Below are 20,243 nucleotides of genomic sequence, written 5' to 3' on the forward strand. Positions count from 1 at the left end.
TAAAATGCAAATCCATACTCGACGGATGATGCTGGTAGTAAGTGCCTTATCACTATCAGTCAGTATGCTATTCGGACAAGATGTGATGGTTGCGCGGCAAGCAACTTTAATGGGATCAGTCTTTGATATTACCGTGATAGATAGCGATTCTGTACAGGCCAACAAGCATATCGACCAGGTAATTGCAGAAGTAAGTAGAATCGAAAATCTGATCTCAGAGTGGCAACCACATACGCAGATTTCGCGAGTAAATCAGCAAGCAGGTATTCGGCCCGTGATGGTCGATCGCGAAGTATTCGATCTAACCAAACGAGCAATAACCTATTCTGAGCAATCCGCTGGTGCTTTCGATATAAGCGTAGCAGGATTGGACCACATTTGGCGATTCGACGGCAGTATGGACGAGTTGCCTAGCGCAGAAGTCGTAAAGCGAAGCGTAGCACATGTGGGATATCAACATATTGTACTGGATAGCGCGGCGTGCAGCATTTATCTGAGTAAAAAGGGAATGAAGATCGGATTCGGATCTATTGGCAAAGGATATGCAGCTGATAAAGGCCGAGCGTTGTTGAAAACACTCGGCGTGAAGGGCGGCATTGTCAATGCCTCTGGCGATCTGGCTACTTGGGGCAAACCACCTCACGAGCGATATTGGAAGATAGGATTAAATCATCCATTTCGAGCACATAAAATGATGTGCATCTTGAAGTTGAGTGAAGAGGCCGTTGCTACATCGGGCAGTTATGAAAAGTATGCCGAAATCGCGGATGTTCGCTATGCGCATATTATCAACCCGAAGACGGGATATCCGTCTACCGGACTGACTAGCGTCAGTATTTATGGGCCATCTGCCGAAATCGCCAATGCGCTGAGTACGTCGATCATGGTATTAGGCAAAAAAAAGGGAAAAGCATTGTTGAAAGCGTTTCCTGATTATAATTATATCTTTGTGACTGACACTGGTCGTGTATCAAAAAGTCGAAAGCATTAATTATTTTACAAATTTCATCCTGATGAAATTTTATTACCGATTACAATTCCTGAGCCTAAAGCGATCGATCGAAGATGCCGGATTACCCATTGCGGGCGGCATTATTTTATTGTTTGTTGGCTACGGAGTTCTTTTTTATGCCGCTAAGCAATCTCAGATTTTCGGCGCACTGGTGCTGTTGGTTGTTCAACACAGCTTGCTTATGCGCTTGAATCACAAGGATCGTATTGATTTTATTAGACAACTTTTTCCCGCCGAGCGCTTCGCCAAGATTATGCTATTGGAAAATCTGCTCATAACCATGCCTCTGCTGTGTATAGCAGTTTATCTTTCTATTTGGGCTGCCGTGCTCGGGCTACTCATTCTTCCGCTTTTACACCATCAGTTATCATCATTAAACATCACTAGAACGCGTACGCCCACACCTTTTTCGCAAAAGCCTTTCGAATTTATAATTCTTTTCCGGCGATGGTGGATAGCACTTTTGGCGCTTCATGTACTATTAGGGATTGCACTGTATGTAGGTAATGAAAACTTGTCTTTTGTGCTGCTATCCTTTCAGATACTATTATCATTGCAGGCTTACGATGTAGTAGAAGACGAACTCTTGGTATGGAATTATAATTTATCACCCCAAGCTTTTTTATTGCACAAAGTGAAGCGCGGCGTAGCGCAATGCCTATTGCTGTGTGCACCTATGCTTTTGGCATTACTCATTGCTTATCCCGACCACGTGCTTGTTATCAGCTTGATGATCGGTATCGCGATGCTTCTGCTTTGGCTAAGTGTTTTGATGAAATACAGTAGCTATCCCAGTCCGCCGGGATTTTTAGCGATGTTGTATACAATTTCTGCCGTATTCACGTTCATCTTAATTCCCTATTTGTACTACTATTTTTATAAAAAATCCATTCAGCATTTACATAAATACCTATGTTAAATCTTATCGGCCTTCAGAAATTTTATGGTAAAAAATCGGTTTTGAATGATCTAAATTTCCAGTTCACTGAAGGACAGGTTTATGGTATAGTAGGGCCTAATGGAGCCGGCAAAACCACGCTTTTTCGTTGTTTGATTGGTTTGGAGGACTTTGCTGGCAGGATACAAAGGAATGAAAACGCGGCAAAACAGCATATAGGTTATGTACCTGCCGAGCCTTATTTTCTCCCCAAAATTACAGGCAAAGAGTACCTCACGCTCTTACTCGAAGCTAGAAATAAGTCGGTGCAAGAAGATGCTGCATATCATGTATTTGATATTCCTTTGGATCAATACATTAACACCTATTCGACCGGTATGAAAAAGAAATTGGCGCTTTTAGGATCTCTGCTGCAAAACAATCATATCTATATTTTTGACGAGGTGTACAATGGATTGGATTTCCAGAGTTGCCTGATGGTCACTGATATTATCCAACGTTTGCGCAGCCAAGGTAAGTTGATACTAATGGCATCACACATCTTTTCTTTGATGGAAGAGACGTGTGATACCATTTTGTATCTGAAAGAAGGAAAATTTGATATGATTAGCGAGCGGAAGGACTTTGCCTCGATGAAGCAACATATTTCCCAGGATTTGCGAGACAGCCAATTAGATGCCTTATTCCCTCCGCATACGGTTCGCTAATATTTGCTATCATCTAACTACCTTCATCGATCTGGCTGATGACATAGTCCAGCGGTTCTATATTGCTTTCGGCGCCCACATAACCAATATTCTGGTTAATATTTCCTTTCGGATTTCCATTGATGGCGCTGATGGGCACAGGCCACAATACGTGGTAAGGACTCATCCGATAATTGATACCAAAATTGGTACGAACTCCTTTGTTGTAAAAGTCATTTTTGGCCATGACGCGATCATAGAAATAATTGTTTTCGGAGAAGTTTGCCAAGCTATAGGTTTTTCCTTCTTCAGAAGTAGCACCTGTCTTGGCAAATATATATGCAACACGGGTAATTTCTGTTTTACGGGGCTCTTCGTAATACAATTCTCGGGCGCGCTCGTCAAGCACAGTACCGATGTTGACTTCTGCAGCCGTGATTGGTTGTGCGTTGGCACGTGTTCGCACCGCATTGATATCAGCAGTTGCACTAGCCAGATCACCTTTCCAGATGTAAGCTTCAGCGCGGAGCAGCAAAGTTTCTGCTAAGCGGAAAACGTACCAATCGGAGTTACCACCAGCGGGTTGTACGCGCTGCGGATCTTCTACAAACAACTTATAATGTGGCCAATCAAACCAGAAACGGATGGTATCGGTAGTCAGTAAACCGCCCTGTGCATTGCGTTTTTGTAGAGGCTGTCCGTAGCTCGGATCGCTGCCTTTCAAGTTGGGAGAGTTGTACACCAAATCTTCCATACGCATCCAATTTCCTGGTGCGTGCCGCAAATCGGTGTCGTCCGTCCACAAACTGTGCTGACTATACCATGTTGGTCGCACGCGTGCGATCCCTCGACCATATTGCAGTACTTGTGGCAGTTCAATGTTGTGCAAATCTGATGTAGCCCGATTACCAGCTGGTGTGACGATACCAGCATTGCTCCAGAATGGAAGCGCATTTCGCATGGATTGTACGCCACCATCTTGATTGCCATCGATGTTAATTCTGTCGATTACTAAGAATAGAGCTTCACGGTTGTTTGCCAAGGATTTGTTTTCAGGCCGGTGCAAATCCCAGATCACATTACGATTGGTCTCGTTTGCGGAAGATCCGAATCGAGTAGTCATCAAGTTATAAGTGCCACCATTGATGACGTTGTTGGCGGATTGAATGGCATCGTCGAAATAACCCAATGCTAGATTTACTTTTGTCAGCAAATGGCTCACTGCACCTTTGGTGACTTGACCCTTGTTCACATTATCGGGTACCCATTCTTGTGCAAATTCTAGATCTTCTTTGAGTTGCTCGAGAATCACTTCGCGCTTGGTGCTATAAAAATCTAATTTTGGTTCGGTCGCCATAAAAAACACCGCAGGTACATCGCCAAATTGATGAACTAAGCGATAATAGCGCATAGCGCGATGAAAATATGCTGCACCCAAAAGATGGTTTTTCTCGGCTTCATTGGCATAATCTTGCGGTGCATCTATATAGTGTATGGCGGTGTTTGCATAACGGATGCCACGATAACCTTCTCTCCAATACCAACCAATACGATTTTCGTATTCCAGATTGTCAAGATTGCCATCCGGCGTGATGGCTTGATTGAGATCTATCGCAGGACCAGGTTTGTCTGTACTGCCTGATACGGCGATATCAGAATAAATCATTTCGGTCACGATAGGGGCGCCATCGCCCATAAATTCTATACGTGCGTTGCGCTCACAAGCTACGAGTGTAGCCCACAAGGCGGCAGAGCTTTGAAAGGTTTCGTCTGGTGTAAAGATAGATAGGGGTTTGGGTTCTAAGAAAGAACGTTTGCATGCTTGGGTCACCGTACCCAATAGAATGCAAAAAAAGAGCGTATGTTTAGAAAATGTTTTCATAAGATTCTTGAACTTTTAAAAGAGATGTTTTCCATTATAAAGTAATATCTAAACCGATGGTATAAAATCTCGGAGTCGGGCCAGGGCCATTATCTGGATCCCATTCTGGATCCCAGAAAGACCACTCGGGAGCCCACATTGCTGCATTTCGTACATTTGCGAATACGCGCAGCCCACGCAAACGGTAGCGTTCAAGTTTTTCAGCATCGACTTGGTATGCCAAAGAAATATTATCTATACGTACAAATGAGCGCTTGCGATATACATTGAAACCGGTAGCACTACCTTCGTTAGAGTTAATTCTTGCCCACTCGTTGGAGGGATTTTCAGGCGTCCAGTATGGGAATGCATAACTATTTCTGCGATCTGGAAAGCCGTCGCGGCTTTTCAATGAATTGAAAGGCGATTGATGTCCTAGTAGGCCATACATAGAAATTGACGCAGAAAAATTCTTCAAAAATTGAAACTCATTGCGTAACGACAACCGATATCGGGGTTCGCTAAATCCTAAAAACTGTCGATCAGCGTTACTAAATCTGCCGTCATCGTTTACATCTTCTAATTGGTAATCTCCTGGTTGTAAGCCATATCGCGCTGCTTCTTCTTCTTGGCCTAACTGATATACTCCTAATGCTTTCCAATCCCAGATCGCATCAATCGGCTGCCCGATAAACCAACGGTTTTGGACATCATCTAGTTCGCGGCCATCAGGACCGTAGTCACGATAAATATGCTTAATGGCGTTGCGGTTGAGCTGAAATAGCGCTGTAGAGCGCCAGCTAAAGTTTTCTTTAGAGATATTTAATGAGTTTAATGTCACTTCAAAGCCGCGATTGCGCACCTCGCCGAGATTGTCCATCACATTGTCAAAACCAATTACATTAGGCAAACTTCGTAATACTAACAAGTCGGTAGAATTCATTTGATAATACTCTAAATTACCAGACAAACGATCGTTGAACAAAGCGAAGTCCAAACCAAAGTTGTACGAAGTATTCCGTTCCCAACGAAAGTTCGGGTTTTGCATACGATTTACCCAAAGCTGGTTGGCCTGAATCACCGTGCCATCGGGTTGTACGTACAAATATTTGCCTGTAGTAAGATCGGCCAAAGCGACATACATATCGCGACCTGCTCCTACGTCTCGATTGCCATTGCTGCCCCAAGATGCGCGAAGCTTACCATAATTAAACCAATCAAGATCGAAGAACGATTCTTCAGAAAATGTCCACGCGCCAGCGATAGAACCAAAATTTGCTCGTGGATGTCGCTGCCCAAATGCAGAATAACCATCTCGCCGAAATGTTCCTGTGATCGTATAGCGATCCTTTAATGTGTAGACCATACGCGCCATCAAAGCATCGCCCGTGCTATAACTGTCATAACTTCCGATAATCGGGTTAATACCATTTCCGATTCCGTGAAAGCCAAGATCATCGTTAGGATCAAAGTTATCGTTAGACATATTATTATCCCAGCGCTGCAGTTTTTCCGCGTTGGCAAGTAAAGTGACGTCAAATCGGTGAATCCCAGCAAATTCTTTGTTCCAGTTCAATATATTATCGACCTGCCAAAAATAAGTCATGCGTTGTTGGCGGCTCGCTCTACCTCCAAAGGTCGCCCAGCTTTCGTGCGAAGATCGTTGGTGATTGTACCTTTCGTACAGCTCTAGACGTGGTGTGAAGTTGGTTGTAAAGGTGAAGCCAAGCGGTAATTTCAACTTGGCGAAAATCGTACTGTTCAGGGAATTGGTACGATCAATCCGATCGGTATGAAAAGCATCGTAACCAGGATTCACACCACCAGAAACCTCATTGTTGGGGCGCCAAGTCAGATTGCCATTTGCGTCGAATTGATCTCCATAAGGTGACAGTGCGGTGATTTCACCCCAAGCATGTGGGATGGCGCTATCGTCTCTGGAAACTGCTTGTAGATTCATACCTAAAGACAAAAAACTCGTAACATTGGCTTCTAGATTAGCTCTAGTCCGCAACGTTTTAAAACGATCGCCTACGATGATACCTTCATTATCCAAATATCCTGCGCCTACATAATAGGAAATATCTTTATTTTTTCCTGACACACTCAAATTGTGATCTTGTCTCAATCCTCGCTGAAATACTTGACTATACCAGTCCGTCACATTGCCATTCATATAATTATCTACCTCATTTGGTTGGAGATTGAGACGGCGTAGCCATACCCGTACCGGATCTCCCGAAGACTGATCGTAACCCAACCAAGTATCTATGCTAACGTCACTCGGTAGGTTACGTGGATCGTCGAACTGAAATGGTTGTGCATTTTCATTGATACCTTTAAAAACGTCTGATCGCCAGTTGACAAAATCTTGTCCTTGATGTACGGGCTGATTAATCGCCATCGTCGCCAAGCCTATAGTTGTATTATAATTGATTAAAGGTTTGCCTTCAGTTCCTTTTTTGGTCGTCACTAATATGACACCAGACGCTGATTTTGCGCCGAAAACGGCGGCGGCACTTGCATCTTTCAATACATCTACCGTTTCTATATCTGCCGGATTTATATCTTCCCAGGCGCCATAATAGATTGCACCATCTAATACGATAAGCGGACTGGTTCCAGCATTTAATGATGTTCTTCCACGGATTTGTAGCGAACCGCCACCTTTAGCTCGCGCGCTAAAACCAACATTCAAACCGGCGACATTGCCCCGTAGTGCATCGGTTAATTGTGTAGGTGCTTCGTTCTCAATTTTTTTGGCATTTAGTGATGAAACTGCACCGGTCACATCGCGCTTTCGCATTGTGCCATAACCGACAACGACTACTTCGTCCAAATCTGCGGCGACCGCGCCCATGGTGATATCGATGGTGGTTTGGCCTTGTACGCTGCGTTCTACATTTGGATAGCCAATTAAGGAGAAAACTAAAATAGCATCAGGATCCACATCTTCCAAGCTGTACCTCCCTTCGCTATCGGTGCTGGTACCGATATTAGTACCTTTGATCTCTACGGTTATATTTTCTAAAGGATTATTGGTTTCTGCTTCTCGCACGGTACCACGCACGTGGATGGAAGTTTGAGCCTTTACTGAATGGGGCAGGATAGAAAAGAAAATAAATAGGAGCAGCAGTTTGTAGATGACAGACGCCCAGTAAGGGTGTCGCCCAGATAACATCATCATAGAAGTAGCATTTTATGTTTATAATTCAGTTAGTGTGACTGACCAATTGCCGAAAAGCTTTTATTGATTCAACACTTGGATTTACCCCTAGATCGTCAGGTTCTTATGAGGTATGGATCAAAAGTAGTAATTCGAATAAGGCAAGGATTGCCATATCGTATCAAAATATTGCTAAATAGTCTCATTCTCGTACGAAGGGAATCCGCTTGGTGGCAGATACTGCGCTATCCTGTCAGTACCACTACTCTGACGATGACTGGTGGAGATGTTTTATATGTTTGTCGTCAGCCTATTGAGCCCTCTACGAGGTCCGTAAAAAAGAAACACCTGAAGCGGGGAACTTCAGGTGTTTCACTAACTAACCAATTATTAACCTAAATTATGAATACTTGTTAACTTTCAATACTCATGCCAAAAAATACAGAATGTGTATTTTTTACACTTTTTAACAATTTGTAGGAATTAACGGTTAAAATGGTGTTCGCGCATCGGGTTCAGATAGAATGACCTGCTATGAAAACTAGCAATAATTATGACAACTATACTCAGGATTAGGCTACGCATCGCAGCATAGATCGATTAAAAAATGCAGATACATGCCGATCGAAATACAGTGGTTTATTACATTTTATACTGTAGGTCGTAGGTGGTGCATTAAATCTGTTTCCGTGTCTAGGCCAAATTTCTGTTTTAAACGATACTTGGTCATTCGTACACTTTTCGGTTCTACGTTAAGGAGGTTGGCGATTTGTTTAGTATCCATGCCCAGGTATAAATAGGCGCAGTATTTTAGATCAAGAGGTGTTAGTTTTTGCTGTGCTTTTTCACTGAGCATGGTGAAAAAATTGGGATGTATTTCCTGAATCTGAAATTTGGCTTTTTCAAAATCGTTATCCAAAAGAGTTTCGTTGCGTAGGATTTGTTGGATATTCATCGGCTTATCCTTTTCAATTTTTTCTTTGAGCTGCTGAAAGACTTCGTTTTTACGCTGAATGTATAAGTGGTTGGCCATTACTTCATTTTGCAATTTTTCTTGCTGCAAAGTCAGTATTTTTTGTTCCGCTTTTAATCTAGATTTCTCTTCTATCTCCAATTTCACTTGTAGCTCAACCTCGTTTTTCTCCGTCGCTAATTGCTTTTCCCTTTCTAATGAATACCGTAAACGAAAATGGTACGAACGAAACATAAAAAACGAACCGAAAAGTCCCAAAATCCCTAAGCCTATCGCGAGCAATTGTTGTTTGCGGTGATTTTCGGCACGTTCTTTCAATACGATTACTTCTTGTTCTTTCTTGTCAAATTGATATTGTGCTTCCAGCCTTTTGGCCGTAGCAGCCTGTTCTTCATTAAAGAGATCGCGTGTATAGTCGGTTGTTAGCTTTTGGAAATGAAATGATTTTTCGTACAGATCATTTTTGTCATACCATGTCGCCAGTGCTTCGCATATTCGGATCATCGTATGAAGATAGATCGGGTTTTCGGTCAAAAGCGTGGTATAGGCCATCTGTAGGTAATTCTCCACGAGCGCATCTTTTTGTTCCATTTGCGCTAATTCACTGAGCATGCCATAGCAACTTGCTATTATCACTTGATTTCGCTGCGTTAGTTTTGCTGCCGCTAACGTTTCAAAGATTTGTTCTTTGATCAGGGCTTTTTTTTCAGGATAATATTTAAAATAGTAGCTGGCTATGTTCAATTTTGCAATAGCATAGGTGCGCGTGGAAACCTGACCAATGTATTGGTTATTCAAGGCAATTGCTTCGGCGCAGATTTCAAATATTTTGTCTAAATCTTCTGTCTTCCGATGCGCATCATAACGGTAGGTGTACGCCACAGCCAAGGCCGAGTAGGAGTTGGCTAAAAGGCTTTTATCTCCCGATTTTTGCGCAGATTTTACGGCTTCATTCGCATACAAAAAAGTGTTATCCAGATCATTCCAATTGGTGTAGATGGAATATAAGTTATAATAAATTTTGGCTTTTAAAAATTCTTCATCAGTATGTTCAATGATTGACAATGCTCGTTGAAAGGATTTGATGGCAGCTTCATAATCCTGATAGGAATGGAGCATGATCGCTTCCAAATAATCCGTATAGGCGTTAGCTATTTGGTTTTTCGATCTCTTAGCGACAACACGCGCAGAGTCCAAGTACATTCTATCTTTATCATACTTCTGTTGGTTATTGTAAATCACACCTTGGTATACATACGCTTTGGTAAGATTTAGATCGTCGTGCTGCGATTTTGCCAACGAGATTAATTTTTGATTTTCGGCGGTAGCCTGATCATATTTCAGTTCAGTTCTGAAACGCTCGGTTAGTACCTGATAGATATTGATCTTTTCAGTCGTTTCTATACTTGGATTTGTCAAGCAGTGGCGCAAGCTATCTATATAAATATTTTGGGCTAGCGTCTGAATCGGTAAGGATATAAAAGTAGCTATGTATAATAACAATCTCATCGTACAATATTACAAATTATGAAATCATGAAATGAGTTTTTAGTAATAAAATGCGACTTATGGATAAAGCGTAATACGCTGATATATAGTGTGATAAAATTGCTGTAGACATTTTGTAGTCGCTCGATAATAGGATTCAAATTCTTTTGTTTTGACATTTGATACAACGAGATAAGACGGCAAGTGCAATATTATTACTAGCCGATTTCTGATAGCACAATAGGTCATTTACATATTTTAAAATCACATAATCATGAACAACAAAACACTATCAATCGTATCCTACATCACACTTATCGGATGGCTAATTGCTTATTTCAAGGGAAAAGACAACGCGGATAGCTTATTAAAATATCACTTAAGACAGGGGCTCGGTCTTTTTATTGTCTCCTTAGTTTTTAACCTGATTCTTAGCATTGTTGTCTTTATCATTCCTGCATTATCTTTTTTAGGATACATCGGTCTCGCAGTATGGCTTTTGATCATTATCGGCATCATCAATGCGAGCAATGAAGTAGAAAAACCATTGCCGATTATCGGAAAAATGTTTGAAAGCAAATTCGTTTTTATCGGATAGATTGTATCCGATTTACAGCGACTATTTTATTCGATCGCTCTCAGATGGTCTACTATTAGTTATTGTTTGAAACTTACTACCTATGAATTTAAAACATTTTATAAAAGAGGGAAATACATACAATATGAAACCGCAGTATGGATCCAACCTTTTGCTTGTTGTTGGTTTGTTTGCGGTGGCATTTTTAGGATATTGGTTGGATATTCTTGTATTGACCTGGATGATGGCCATTTTTGGTGTGCTATCGATCTTGGCTATTAGCCAAAAGAAGTTCTTTATTGATATGAATAACAGAGAGATACAGGCAAAAGTTGGATTGGCAAAACCTGAGGCCGTGATCGCGATTGATAGCATACGCAATTTTGAATTGTACACGGTGTCTAATAATCTGGTCAAAACCAATACAATGCTGAATGTGTATTATCTCGACAAAAACGGCAAAGAACAATCGATCTTGGTCGCCCAAGGATTCACTACTTCGGCCATGCAAAGTATCATAAACGAAATCGAAGATATTCTGGATAATGACTCCACTAAGAGCTAAATATCAAATTGAGGAAACAGCTGCCGAATTTTCCTTCAAACCATTTCATACCAGCAAGAGTAAGTTGGGATGGTTTATGTTTGCTATTGTGTTGTTTGTTGGACTTTCTGCTTATTTTTTGGGGCGTGAAAATTACCTGCTTTTAATATTAAGTATTACGTTATCGCTTATTTTGGTGTGGTACTTTGCGAAATTACTACTGGTCTATAGCCCATTAAAATATACTTTCGACACAGCGAATAATGCAGTCTACTATAGCAATCTGTGGTACCAAAAAAAGAGAATTTTGATCCTAGACCAGGTGGTCATTTTTCGGAATACGGAGATGGGTAGCTGGCATTATAGTATGGGAGAAAGAAAGAAACAATTTGTAAAAAGCTATATCATTAGCGAGTATTTTCCCAATAGAAAAGGAAATGCAGCACTGAGCGGCTTTGAAAATGAAATTCTGCGTAAAATAGAGCAAATGATAGATCAATCTACAAATAACATTTCCGTGAAACAAGGAGGCTTTAGATTTAATAGTTAATCATGAAAAATATTATTATTGCCATAACTCGAATCTATCTTTTGCTGATCTTAGCATCTACTGTACATCGGGCAAATGCCCAGCAATATCAATTAGATTCGGTGATTCGTACTAGCAATAGTGGACAGCTCGTCTCGATTCAAAAAAATGATGCCGAGAAAAGATTAGCTGAGATTGTTCGATTGGAGCGAAATAGCCAATTTTCTGACATAACATATCGAGAGAAAGCGCAGCTTCATTATGACGTATATGGCAACGATGTTCAAACTATTTTTGAATTATGGAATAGGGATACCGAGCGGTGGGAAGCAGAATCAAAGTCCGAGTGGGAATATGATGGAAAGCAGGAGTTAAGCAAATTAGTTTCTTATCAAAAAGCTGATCATAATTGGCTGGCTGAACAACAATACACTCGAATAGTTTCCAATGATAGCGTCGTTGAAATTGATTACAGGTTTCAGGATGAAACTTTAGTCCCAACAAATAAGAGTATAACTGTACTCAATGAATTCGAAAAAAATCTTGACTATGAAACAATGATTTGGAAGGATTCCATCCACGATTGGGCTCCAGTAAGCCGAACGAAGAATTTTTATGTGAAAGATACCGTGCTTACTGGTTATGAAACCTATGTATGGAAAGATAATCAATGGCAAAATCAAGCAAAGATACAGTATGAACTGGATGCTGATCAGCAAAATACGGGTAATTATACTTCGTACAAAGCTCAGCAGGATGGAAGCTGGATTCCAGAAAGTAGATTTGCGGAAATCAAAGTACCAACAGAAAAGAAGACGTTTAGTAATACGTACCAATGGTCTTCAACAGATCAGGATTGGGTATTGAGCTCGCAAGTGCACGTATTACTCAACGAGAAAGATCAGGTGCAAGATATCATGTTCTTGGAATTAGATGATGATAGTAAGCAACTTGAAATGCGATATGAACAGATGAACTTGTATGACCAGCATGATCGCCTCAATCTTGTTCAAGATATATCCTATAGTGGCGATACCATTTTTGGAACACAAAGTAGCGTTAAATATGACGACTATGGTAGTATCTACCAAGAAAACCATTATGAGTTAGATACGGAAAGTGATACGTGGAAAGATACAAGAAGTATCGAGTTTTTGTTTGATGAAAGTGTGACCTTGGGCAACGCTGAGGAGCAAAAGATAATGGATTATTTTATGCTAAACGACCACAACTACCTCAGTAAAAAATATGTCGTGAAGAAGGTAAAGGTTTATCAGATAGTGGAAGGTGAGAAGACGCTTTCCGAAGAATACGACTACTATTATTCTCCGAGATAATACGTAGAAAATAAAATAGCCACCTTGTTAGGGTGGCTATTTTATCAGTGTGATTAGTTGATTTACTATTCTTTCACCAAATCATAAACCCGTACATAATCTACAGTGAAAGTAGCCGGAAATGCGTCGCGATCCACACCTTCGGCTCCGCCCCAAAAACCACCCACAGCCAGATTGATGAGCCAATGGAATTTTTGGTCGAACGGCCAAGCCTTAAAGCCAGAGCCTTCATTCGCGAAAGAGAATAGTTCTTGATCGTCGACAAATCCTTTGATGTAATCCGGAGTCCAGTCGATGCGATAGAGATGAAACTGTTCGCGGGCATTTTCGATTTTACGAAATGCGGTTTTCTGTGTGCCGATAGAATGATGATAATCTTTCGTGTGTACACTTATATGAACGACATCAGGATCATAACCCACATGTTCCAGAATATCAATTTCTCCAGAATTTGGCCAACCGCCGTAGGTCCAATCTGTCGGCAACATCCATACCGCTGGCCAAGTACCTTTGCCAGCTGGTACTTTCGCACGAACTTCAAATCTGCCGTAAAGAAAATCTCCTTTTCCCTTGCTCACCAAACGCGCAGAAGTATAATCTAGTCCTTCTTTTTGTTCCGGTAACGCATGGATGTGGAGATAACCATCTGTGACTTCCACATTTTTAGGATCAGCTTCTGTATAATATTGTAGCTCTTGATTGCCCCAACCGTTGTGTTGCGATCCCACGTCGTAAGACCATTTACTGGAGTCAGGCAAACCCGGATTGTCGAATTCGTCGGCCCAAATTGGTTGAGCGGTGAATTCGTAATTTTTAATACTATCTGTATTGCCTTTGGGTGCGACATCGTGATGGTTCGTGACCGATTGGCATGCTCCAAAAGCGATGCAGGCTAGTGATGTGGTATATAAAATGTGGATTAATTTCATAGCGAGTCGGTATAATCTTAAATTATGACTTTATTTCTGGACATAAAATGGAATGTTTGCCGTTGCGACCTTATTATTCCCATCCGATGAATAGTAAAACAAACGGTAAGCGCCCTCTTTCTGCGGAGCTGTTAGTACCGCTTTGTCAAAAGATTTTTCGCGTACTAATCCTTCAATCGCATGTGGTCTATCTTCGCGGTCGCCACCTTCTTTCAAATCGGTGCTTTCTGCCAACAATTCCCAACGTGCGGTCAGTGGTTGGCCGGCTGGATCGGTTACCTTTGCTTGTACTGGATATGTAGCACCTGGTTTCAGATAGATGTGATCAGCCGCTTTCATTTTGTTTATAGTAAATGAGCTGATATGTGGTGCGCGTTTCGCTGGCCAGGTGCCCGTCCATAAATATTGCATCACGTCGATCACTTCGGATTGCTCACCATCTTCGGTGAATAAGCCGTACCACGTTGGTGTGCGTTCTTGTTTCTGTCCCCACAAGAATACGTAAGATCCAACACAATGCGGATCTTTGGCAATGGACGCTTCGTAGCGTGCTTTGTAAACCGCGGCTTTTCCACTACTTGTTTCTTCGATAGAAGCTTTCCAAGGCGTTTGCAAACCTTCCCAATGCCCAGTTGGTCCCCATTCGGTGACCATATAAGCTTTGTCCCAACCTGCATCTTTCAATTGCTGTGGTACGGATGCCAGCGTGCCGTAAGTTTGCACCGCGATAAGATCTAATGCCGGACATTTTGCTTTAATCAAGTCAATTTCTTTTTTATTTACGCCGGCCAACATGGTAGTGACCAAGTGATTTGGATCTTCTTCGTGAATCATCGAAGCAATTTCTTGGACGGCATCCCAGACTTTTTCATTACTGTAGTGCAAGTTCAATTCGTTGCCAATTCCCCAAGCTAATAGCGCAGGATGATTTTTAAAAGTATTAATTTCTGCACGGAGTCTTTCCAATTGCTTGCTTACGGCTGCTGGATCATTATAATCAAAACCATGTCGTTCGGTGCCGACACGTAAGCCCATAGTGACGGTCAGGCCGAGGTTTTGAGCTTCGTCGAGAATGCGTTGAGCACCATCCGTACTCCATGTGCGGATGGAATTGCCACCGGTAGATTTTAATAATTCTAGCTTACCGGTACCACCAGCGCCTAAGATGAAGTAGGGTTGTCCATCGCGATGTATTTCAAATTTTCCATTTTTTGCTACAATCTTGGCAGGAATAGGAGTTTGGGCATAACCTACTTGGCTTGCTGTACAAATGCCCAGGCACAGCATGGATAATAATTTACGGATGTTCATGTCGAATACGGTTGAAAAATAATGACATAGCCAGATGCTATGTAGATAGAAGTTCTAAGTAAAAAGCCTGCGGCTGTATGACTATTGTGCGTCGGTAGGCCACAGGCTATTTATGTGATGTGCTTATCTGAAATTGGGATTAGCATCGATCTGTGTTTGCGGAATCGGTACTGATTCGCTCACACCCGGTACGAACTGAGATCCGAATACTTGCGCAGCGCGGCCCGTACGCACCAAGTCGTTGAAGCGTTCGCCCCACCACTCGCACGCAAACTCTGCACGACGTTCGTCGAGGATCTGATCCAGCGTGACTCCCGTAATCGCGGGCATATTTACACGCTCACGTATCAGGCGAAATGGCTCATCACCGTTCTGTCCTTTGCGCACTTTGGCTTCTGCATTCAGCAATAGCACATCTGCATAACGCAAAATACGCACATTGTTATTAGCGCCATATTCTAAACGACCTTCGGTCATTTGCGAAGCAGGCAAATACGCTTTTCCATTGAAATATTTGATGTTGAATGGATTTCCGTAAACGTTATCACCACTTGGGGTAACAGCAGGCTGCGTGTTTGTGCCATATTCCAAAATTGTAGTTTTCAAACGTGTCGTATCGCCACGCGCGGTTAGGAAATCTACGATGTTTTGCGATGGCGGAATCCAGCCAGCTCCGGAAATCGCGCTTCCGCGCTGATCACCCGAAGGACCTTGCCAGCGAAAGAACGTACCCCAATCTACACCCGGACGTACGATGTCGCCTGTTGGCAAACCAAAATCAGAGTATTGCAATTCAAATAAGGATTCATTCGATAGCTTTCCTGGTACTTTCCACAACTCGTAAAAATTGCCATAAAGGGAGAACATATTGCTGTTGATGATTTCATTAGTCGCTTCTAGAACCACATCCCACTGTGCGCTACCATTATCACTCCCCGCCAAATCTGCGGCTGCTTTTGCTTTTAATAATAATGCTGAATAACGTGTAACGGCACCGATATGGATCGATTGATTAGGCCGTTTGTTTTCCAAATTGGCAGCGCAAAAATCCATTTCTTCGATGATCCATTGACGCACTTCTGCACGGCTGCTTTTGCCGATCGTGGTGAGGCGAGCGATATCGCCACTATCAGATAAAATTGGTACATCACCAAATAGGCGAGATACCATAAGGTGTGCATATGCTCTTAAAAAGCGGACTTCGGCTTGATACTGTCTATTCAGATCTTGTAATTCGGCATTGTTGGGATCTAATCGTTCCGCAAATTGCTCCAACTCCAATAAGGCATTATTCGCGCTAATGGCTAAGCTGTAGTAACTGATCCACGATTGGTTCAAGCCCCAGTAGGATTGTATGGTTACATCATTTTGAAAGTTTTTGATCGCCATCAGCTCAGGGTTGTCATTTGGATTTGGTGCAGCTTGCTGATAGTCATCATCGCGGATGGCGCGGATAGATAGATCGATCCAATGCACCAGATTATCGTCAGAAGCAGCACGGTAAACGCCCGACACTGGTGCGTACATCATTTGTACATTGCCGTAATTGATCTCTTCGGATCGTTGTTGGTTCTCTAAAGGTTTGTCCAGAAACTTTTCGCAGCTACTCAAAAATAGTGCTGCGCTCAAGCATCCTGCCAATAGCATATGATTATATTTTTTCATGGTTGTATTGCTAAAGAAAGTCATTATTAAAAACTAGCTCTTATTCCTAAACTGTAGGTTGCCGCTACCGGATATACGTTGGCATCGAAACCCATACTTGGTACTGGATTGCCATTGCCATCTGTACCTCCACCTAGCTCAGGAGAAAATCCATTGTAGTTGGTGAAAATTATAGGACGATCTGCGGTCGCAAATACGCGGAATGGGATCGATGGGGTTAGGTTGAAACTGTATCCTAGTTGCACGTTTTGTACACGCAAATAGGCGCCGCTTTCTACGAAGAATGAACTTGCTTGTAAGTTCCAGGCAGCCACACTACCTTCTGCAGAAGGATACGTATTGCTACTACCTTCGCCAGTCCATAAACCGTCCATAAAGGCCGCATCTGCATTCATTTGTGGATATTTACGACGCATTGCTCTGTTCAGGTTGTGGATTTTATTGCCAGAAACGCCTTGAAGTGCCACACTTAGGTCAAATCCTTTATAATCGACCGCGACATTGAATCCATATGTCAATGTCGGAAGGTAACTGCCTAAGTTGATCCGATCAGACTCATCCAACTCACCATTGCCATTTTGATCTTTGTAGCGTAAGTAGCCTGGTAGGATAGGAGATCCTGGATTTTGCTGATTGTAGCGGCTCGCAATCGGATCGGCATTAATTTCAGCCTGATTTTGATACACGCCTTGTACTTCATAACCATAGAAATAGTTGATCGGTTGTCCTACTTCGATGCGCGCTGGGAATTCGGCCGCCCATTCTGGGAAGCCATTCATAATGTTGGCCAGACCACCCAAATCGGTCACGCGATTCTTCAATGTCGTTGCATTCGCACCGATGCGGTATCCCCAATCGCCTTTTTTGTCAGCCCAATTTAATCCAAACTCCCAACCGCTATTAGCAACAGTTCCCCAGTTGCCATACACGCGATCCCACATAAACGGAATCGGACGACTGAAAGCTAAATCTTTTGTAGCACGGTGATAATAATCTACTGTACCATTCAAACGATTGTTGAACATCGCAAAGTCAATACCAGCATCCCACTCTTCGACAACTTCCCAACGCACTTGTGTGAAGAAGCGACCTACACGATATCCTGGTACACGACTTCCGTAGGTAGAACCAATGCTACCAAATACTCCAGAGAAATTATTGCCAGAATTGACAATAGCGTAACCTGCATTTGGCTGAATACCATCGTTACCTAGAAGACCCCAGCTACCGCGCACTTTCAGAAGATCAAATAGGTTTTGCTCTTGCATGAAATTCTCACGGCTCAATACCCAACCCAAACCAACGGACGGGAAATAGCCCCATTTGGTTTGGTATTTAGAACTTCCATCTGCACGGAACGTCGCTGTCAATAAATATTTATTATCATAATCGTACGTACCACGTGCGAATACCGAAACGCCGGCATTGCGGAAACCATTTTCGCCGTATCCAGTGGCAGAACCAAGGCCTTGCGCACCTTGACCCGCATACCAGAATTCTTGTGATGCAGGCACATCATTGGCCGATACCCACGTATCTCTCCAACGCTCTTCACGCGTCGACTGACCTAGCAATACGCTCCAGTGATGTTTTGCGGCGCCATCGCGATACGTCAATAAATTGTCGAGGATGTAGTTGGAATTGCGACCTTGTCCTGAACGTAAGTACGAACGGTCAGCACGCTGATTATTATCAATATAATAAACAGGGTTGTACTGAATGTTGTGTGTAGATTGGTAACGTTGACTTAATTGCGAACGGAAAGTAATCTTATTGTCCCAAAAATTAGCCTCTAAATACGCGCTCGGCAATACTTGAAATCCTTTGGTTTCGTTGTGATTATAATACGCTGAAGCAATAGGGTTGTTGAACCAAAAGCCCGTAGGGATACCAATCGGATCGCTAGAGCCAAATTTGATCGGATCAGCTAATTCGATTCTCTCGTCATACACTGGGTACAATGGAGATGCGAAGTATGCTTGTCGGAATGCGGCATTGTTGGGCTGGAAGTTGTGGAAATTATTCAAATGCGCTGTGAATCCCACTTTTAACCAGTCGGTAACGCGAGCTTCTGTCTGCATACGGATGTTGTACTTGCGGTGAAAGTTTTCCGCATCCATAATACCATCCTGATCGATATAATTCAGACCGAAGGCGTACGTAATTTTGTCGCTACCGCCTTGCAAATCTACGTTGTGATTGTGAATCAATGCACGAGAACGTAATAACTCGCCATACCAATCGGTATTCATTACGGTGGTATTGCCAGGTTCGTTGAAGCGGCTGATCGAAGCATCAACAATATCTTGTCTGCCAATTGCAGTTGCATAATCAGCATACTGCTGTCCGCTGCCCATTTTTAGCATATTGGTTGGCGTCTGAATACCTGCGTAGCCGTTGTAGGTTACGCGAGCTTTGGTGTTCAGCTTTCCACGTTTGGTCGTTACGATCACGACACCATTGGCGGCGCGTACCCCGTAAATAGCGGCACCAGATGCATCTTTCAATACCGACATATCTTCGATATCATTCGGGTTCAAAAAGTCGATGTTGTCCATAAACATCCCATCGACTACGTAAAGCGGACTTTCGTTGTTGAATGAACCGACACCACGAATACGTACGGTAGGTGTAGAACCTGGTGCACCACCACTGACCACTTGCACGCCTGGTACCGATCCTTGGATCGCATCCATTGGTGTAGCTACAGTACGTTTTATGGCTTCTTCCATATTCACTGTAGCGACAGGAGCAGTCAAATCGCCCTTACGTTGTGTACCGTAGCCAATTACAACGACTTCTTCTACGTTGAAGCCTTCGTCCGCAATCATCTGAATATTGACCGTATTGGTCTTTACGGCGACAGACTGTTGTAGATAACCAACAGAAGTAACAATTAATGAATCTGCAGACTCTGGCACTTGTAGTCGGTAAATGCCGTTTGCACTGGAGCTTGTGCCACTGCTCGATACACCTTTAATCATAATGGAAGCAACTAGCGGATGACCATTTGGATCCGTAATTCTTCCTGTTACCTCACGGCTCTGTGCAAGCGCTATTGTAGATAGCAGGCACTGAAAGGTAACCATAGCAAAAATTAGTACACGATGTTTCATGTGTTAAGATTTAGTATTTGGTTGTGGTTTATAAGTAGATGATTCAAATGTAGAAAAACCACATAAAAGCCACCAATTATCAGACTACTTCATTACTACGTCATCTGCTAAAAACGACGATAATTGCTATATTTGTTGCGCTAACAACGCG

Annotated in this window: 14 protein-coding genes; 7 read left to right on the top strand and 7 right to left on the bottom strand. The window is 42.6% G+C overall.

Features of this window, described 5'->3' with window-relative positions; translation table 11 throughout:
* Positions 1 to 25: 25 nt before the first annotated feature.
* Genes A0125_RS01150 through A0125_RS01160 form a run of 3 tightly spaced genes read left to right on the top strand, consistent with a single transcriptional unit; the run spans position 26 to position 2,617 of the window.
* Positions 26 to 991: an FAD:protein FMN transferase gene (locus A0125_RS01150; RefSeq protein WP_231863072.1), complete on the top strand. Its 966-nt coding sequence runs from the start codon at positions 26 to 28 to the stop codon at positions 989 to 991.
* A gap of 22 nt (positions 992 to 1,013) precedes the next feature.
* Positions 1,014 to 1,931 carry a hypothetical protein gene (locus A0125_RS01155; protein WP_156472372.1) on the top strand — a complete coding sequence of 306 codons (918 nt, stop codon included), beginning with the start codon at positions 1,014 to 1,016 and terminating at the stop codon, positions 1,929 to 1,931.
* Positions 1,925 to 2,617, top strand: coding sequence for an ABC transporter ATP-binding protein (locus tag A0125_RS01160; protein WP_066750825.1), 693 nt, complete (start codon positions 1,925 to 1,927; stop codon positions 2,615 to 2,617). Before A0125_RS01155 ends, A0125_RS01160 begins: the two co-directional genes overlap by 7 nt.
* A gap of 13 nt (positions 2,618 to 2,630) precedes the next feature.
* Here A0125_RS01160 and A0125_RS01165 read toward each other — a convergent pair whose 3' ends face one another.
* From A0125_RS01165 to A0125_RS01175, 3 genes are all read right to left on the bottom strand, one after another.
* Positions 2,631 to 4,478, bottom strand: a complete 1,848-nt coding sequence (locus A0125_RS01165; RefSeq protein ID WP_066750977.1) for a RagB/SusD family nutrient uptake outer membrane protein — start codon at positions 4,476 to 4,478, stop codon at positions 2,631 to 2,633.
* Positions 4,479 to 4,512: 34 nt separating this feature from the next.
* Positions 4,513 to 7,644, bottom strand: a complete 3,132-nt coding sequence (locus tag A0125_RS01170) for a SusC/RagA family TonB-linked outer membrane protein (protein WP_082784836.1) — start codon at positions 7,642 to 7,644, stop codon at positions 4,513 to 4,515.
* Positions 7,645 to 8,272: 628 nt separating this feature from the next.
* The gene (locus tag A0125_RS01175) at positions 8,273 to 10,105 is read right to left on the bottom strand and encodes a helix-turn-helix transcriptional regulator (RefSeq protein ID WP_066750979.1); all 1,833 of its coding nucleotides are present in this window, start codon (positions 10,103 to 10,105) and stop codon (positions 8,273 to 8,275) included.
* Between the two features lie 253 nt (positions 10,106 to 10,358).
* Between A0125_RS01175 and A0125_RS01180 the strand changes: the two genes are divergently transcribed.
* The 4 genes from A0125_RS01180 (at position 10,359) to A0125_RS01195 (ending at position 13,071) form a co-directional block, all read left to right on the top strand.
* A complete protein-coding gene (locus tag A0125_RS01180) occupies positions 10,359 to 10,682 on the top strand; it encodes an import component protein (RefSeq protein ID WP_066750981.1) in 324 nt (107 codons plus the stop codon).
* An 82-nt stretch (positions 10,683 to 10,764) separates the two neighbouring features.
* Positions 10,765 to 11,226 carry a hypothetical protein gene (locus A0125_RS01185; RefSeq protein ID WP_066750983.1) on the top strand — a complete coding sequence of 154 codons (462 nt, stop codon included), beginning with the start codon at positions 10,765 to 10,767 and terminating at the stop codon, positions 11,224 to 11,226.
* A 76-nt stretch (positions 11,227 to 11,302) separates the two neighbouring features.
* Positions 11,303 to 11,755: a hypothetical protein gene (locus tag A0125_RS01190; protein ID WP_231863073.1), complete on the top strand. Its 453-nt coding sequence runs from the start codon at positions 11,303 to 11,305 to the stop codon at positions 11,753 to 11,755.
* A 2-nt stretch (positions 11,756 to 11,757) separates the two neighbouring features.
* On the top strand, positions 11,758 to 13,071 hold the full coding sequence (locus tag A0125_RS01195) for a hypothetical protein (RefSeq protein WP_066750994.1): 1,314 nt from the start codon (positions 11,758 to 11,760) through the stop codon (positions 13,069 to 13,071).
* Positions 13,072 to 13,136: 65 nt separating this feature from the next.
* Here the strand turns inward: A0125_RS01195 and A0125_RS01200 are convergent, their stop codons facing one another.
* From A0125_RS01200 to A0125_RS01215, 4 genes are all read right to left on the bottom strand, one after another.
* Positions 13,137 to 14,000: a glycoside hydrolase family 16 protein gene (locus A0125_RS01200; protein WP_082784837.1), complete on the bottom strand. Its 864-nt coding sequence runs from the start codon at positions 13,998 to 14,000 to the stop codon at positions 13,137 to 13,139.
* A 30-nt stretch (positions 14,001 to 14,030) separates the two neighbouring features.
* Positions 14,031 to 15,311: a glycoside hydrolase family 2 TIM barrel-domain containing protein gene (locus A0125_RS01205; protein ID WP_066750997.1), complete on the bottom strand. Its 1,281-nt coding sequence runs from the start codon at positions 15,309 to 15,311 to the stop codon at positions 14,031 to 14,033.
* 123 nt (positions 15,312 to 15,434) lie between these two features.
* Positions 15,435 to 16,976: a RagB/SusD family nutrient uptake outer membrane protein gene (locus tag A0125_RS01210; protein ID WP_197464713.1), complete on the bottom strand. Its 1,542-nt coding sequence runs from the start codon at positions 16,974 to 16,976 to the stop codon at positions 15,435 to 15,437.
* A 26-nt stretch (positions 16,977 to 17,002) separates the two neighbouring features.
* Positions 17,003 to 20,092, bottom strand: a complete 3,090-nt coding sequence (locus A0125_RS01215) for a SusC/RagA family TonB-linked outer membrane protein (protein WP_082784838.1) — start codon at positions 20,090 to 20,092, stop codon at positions 17,003 to 17,005.
* Positions 20,093 to 20,243: the final 151 nt, after the last annotated feature.

The organism is Sphingobacterium populi, from assembly GCF_001586775.1.
In the GTDB taxonomy this organism is placed as follows: domain Bacteria; phylum Bacteroidota; class Bacteroidia; order Sphingobacteriales; family Sphingobacteriaceae; genus Sphingobacterium; species Sphingobacterium populi.

What these genes read in the sequence shown, in the direction of transcription:
- A0125_RS01215 (WP_082784838.1), bottom strand. Translation starts at nt 20,092, where the DNA reads ATGAAACATCGTGTACTAATTTTTGCTATGGTTACCTTTCAGTGCCTG.
- A0125_RS01195 (WP_066750994.1), top strand. Translation starts at nt 11,758, where the DNA reads ATGAAAAATATTATTATTGCCATAACTCGAATCTATCTTTTGCTGATC.
- A0125_RS01190 (WP_231863073.1), top strand. Translation starts at nt 11,303, where the DNA reads ATGTTTGCTATTGTGTTGTTTGTTGGACTTTCTGCTTATTTTTTGGGG.
- A0125_RS01150 (WP_231863072.1), top strand. Translation starts at nt 26, where the DNA reads ATGATGCTGGTAGTAAGTGCCTTATCACTATCAGTCAGTATGCTATTC.
- A0125_RS01155 (WP_156472372.1), top strand. Translation starts at nt 1,014, where the DNA reads ATGAAATTTTATTACCGATTACAATTCCTGAGCCTAAAGCGATCGATC.
- A0125_RS01165 (WP_066750977.1), bottom strand. Translation starts at nt 4,478, where the DNA reads ATGAAAACATTTTCTAAACATACGCTCTTTTTTTGCATTCTATTGGGT.
- A0125_RS01175 (WP_066750979.1), bottom strand. Translation starts at nt 10,105, where the DNA reads ATGAGATTGTTATTATACATAGCTACTTTTATATCCTTACCGATTCAG.
- A0125_RS01210 (WP_197464713.1), bottom strand. Translation starts at nt 16,976, where the DNA reads ATGAAAAAATATAATCATATGCTATTGGCAGGATGCTTGAGCGCAGCA.
- A0125_RS01185 (WP_066750983.1), top strand. Translation starts at nt 10,765, where the DNA reads ATGAATTTAAAACATTTTATAAAAGAGGGAAATACATACAATATGAAA.
- A0125_RS01160 (WP_066750825.1), top strand. Translation starts at nt 1,925, where the DNA reads ATGTTAAATCTTATCGGCCTTCAGAAATTTTATGGTAAAAAATCGGTT.
- A0125_RS01205 (WP_066750997.1), bottom strand. Translation starts at nt 15,311, where the DNA reads ATGAACATCCGTAAATTATTATCCATGCTGTGCCTGGGCATTTGTACA.
- A0125_RS01170 (WP_082784836.1), bottom strand. Translation starts at nt 7,644, where the DNA reads ATGATGATGTTATCTGGGCGACACCCTTACTGGGCGTCTGTCATCTAC.
- A0125_RS01200 (WP_082784837.1), bottom strand. Translation starts at nt 14,000, where the DNA reads ATGAAATTAATCCACATTTTATATACCACATCACTAGCCTGCATCGCT.
- A0125_RS01180 (WP_066750981.1), top strand. Translation starts at nt 10,359, where the DNA reads ATGAACAACAAAACACTATCAATCGTATCCTACATCACACTTATCGGA.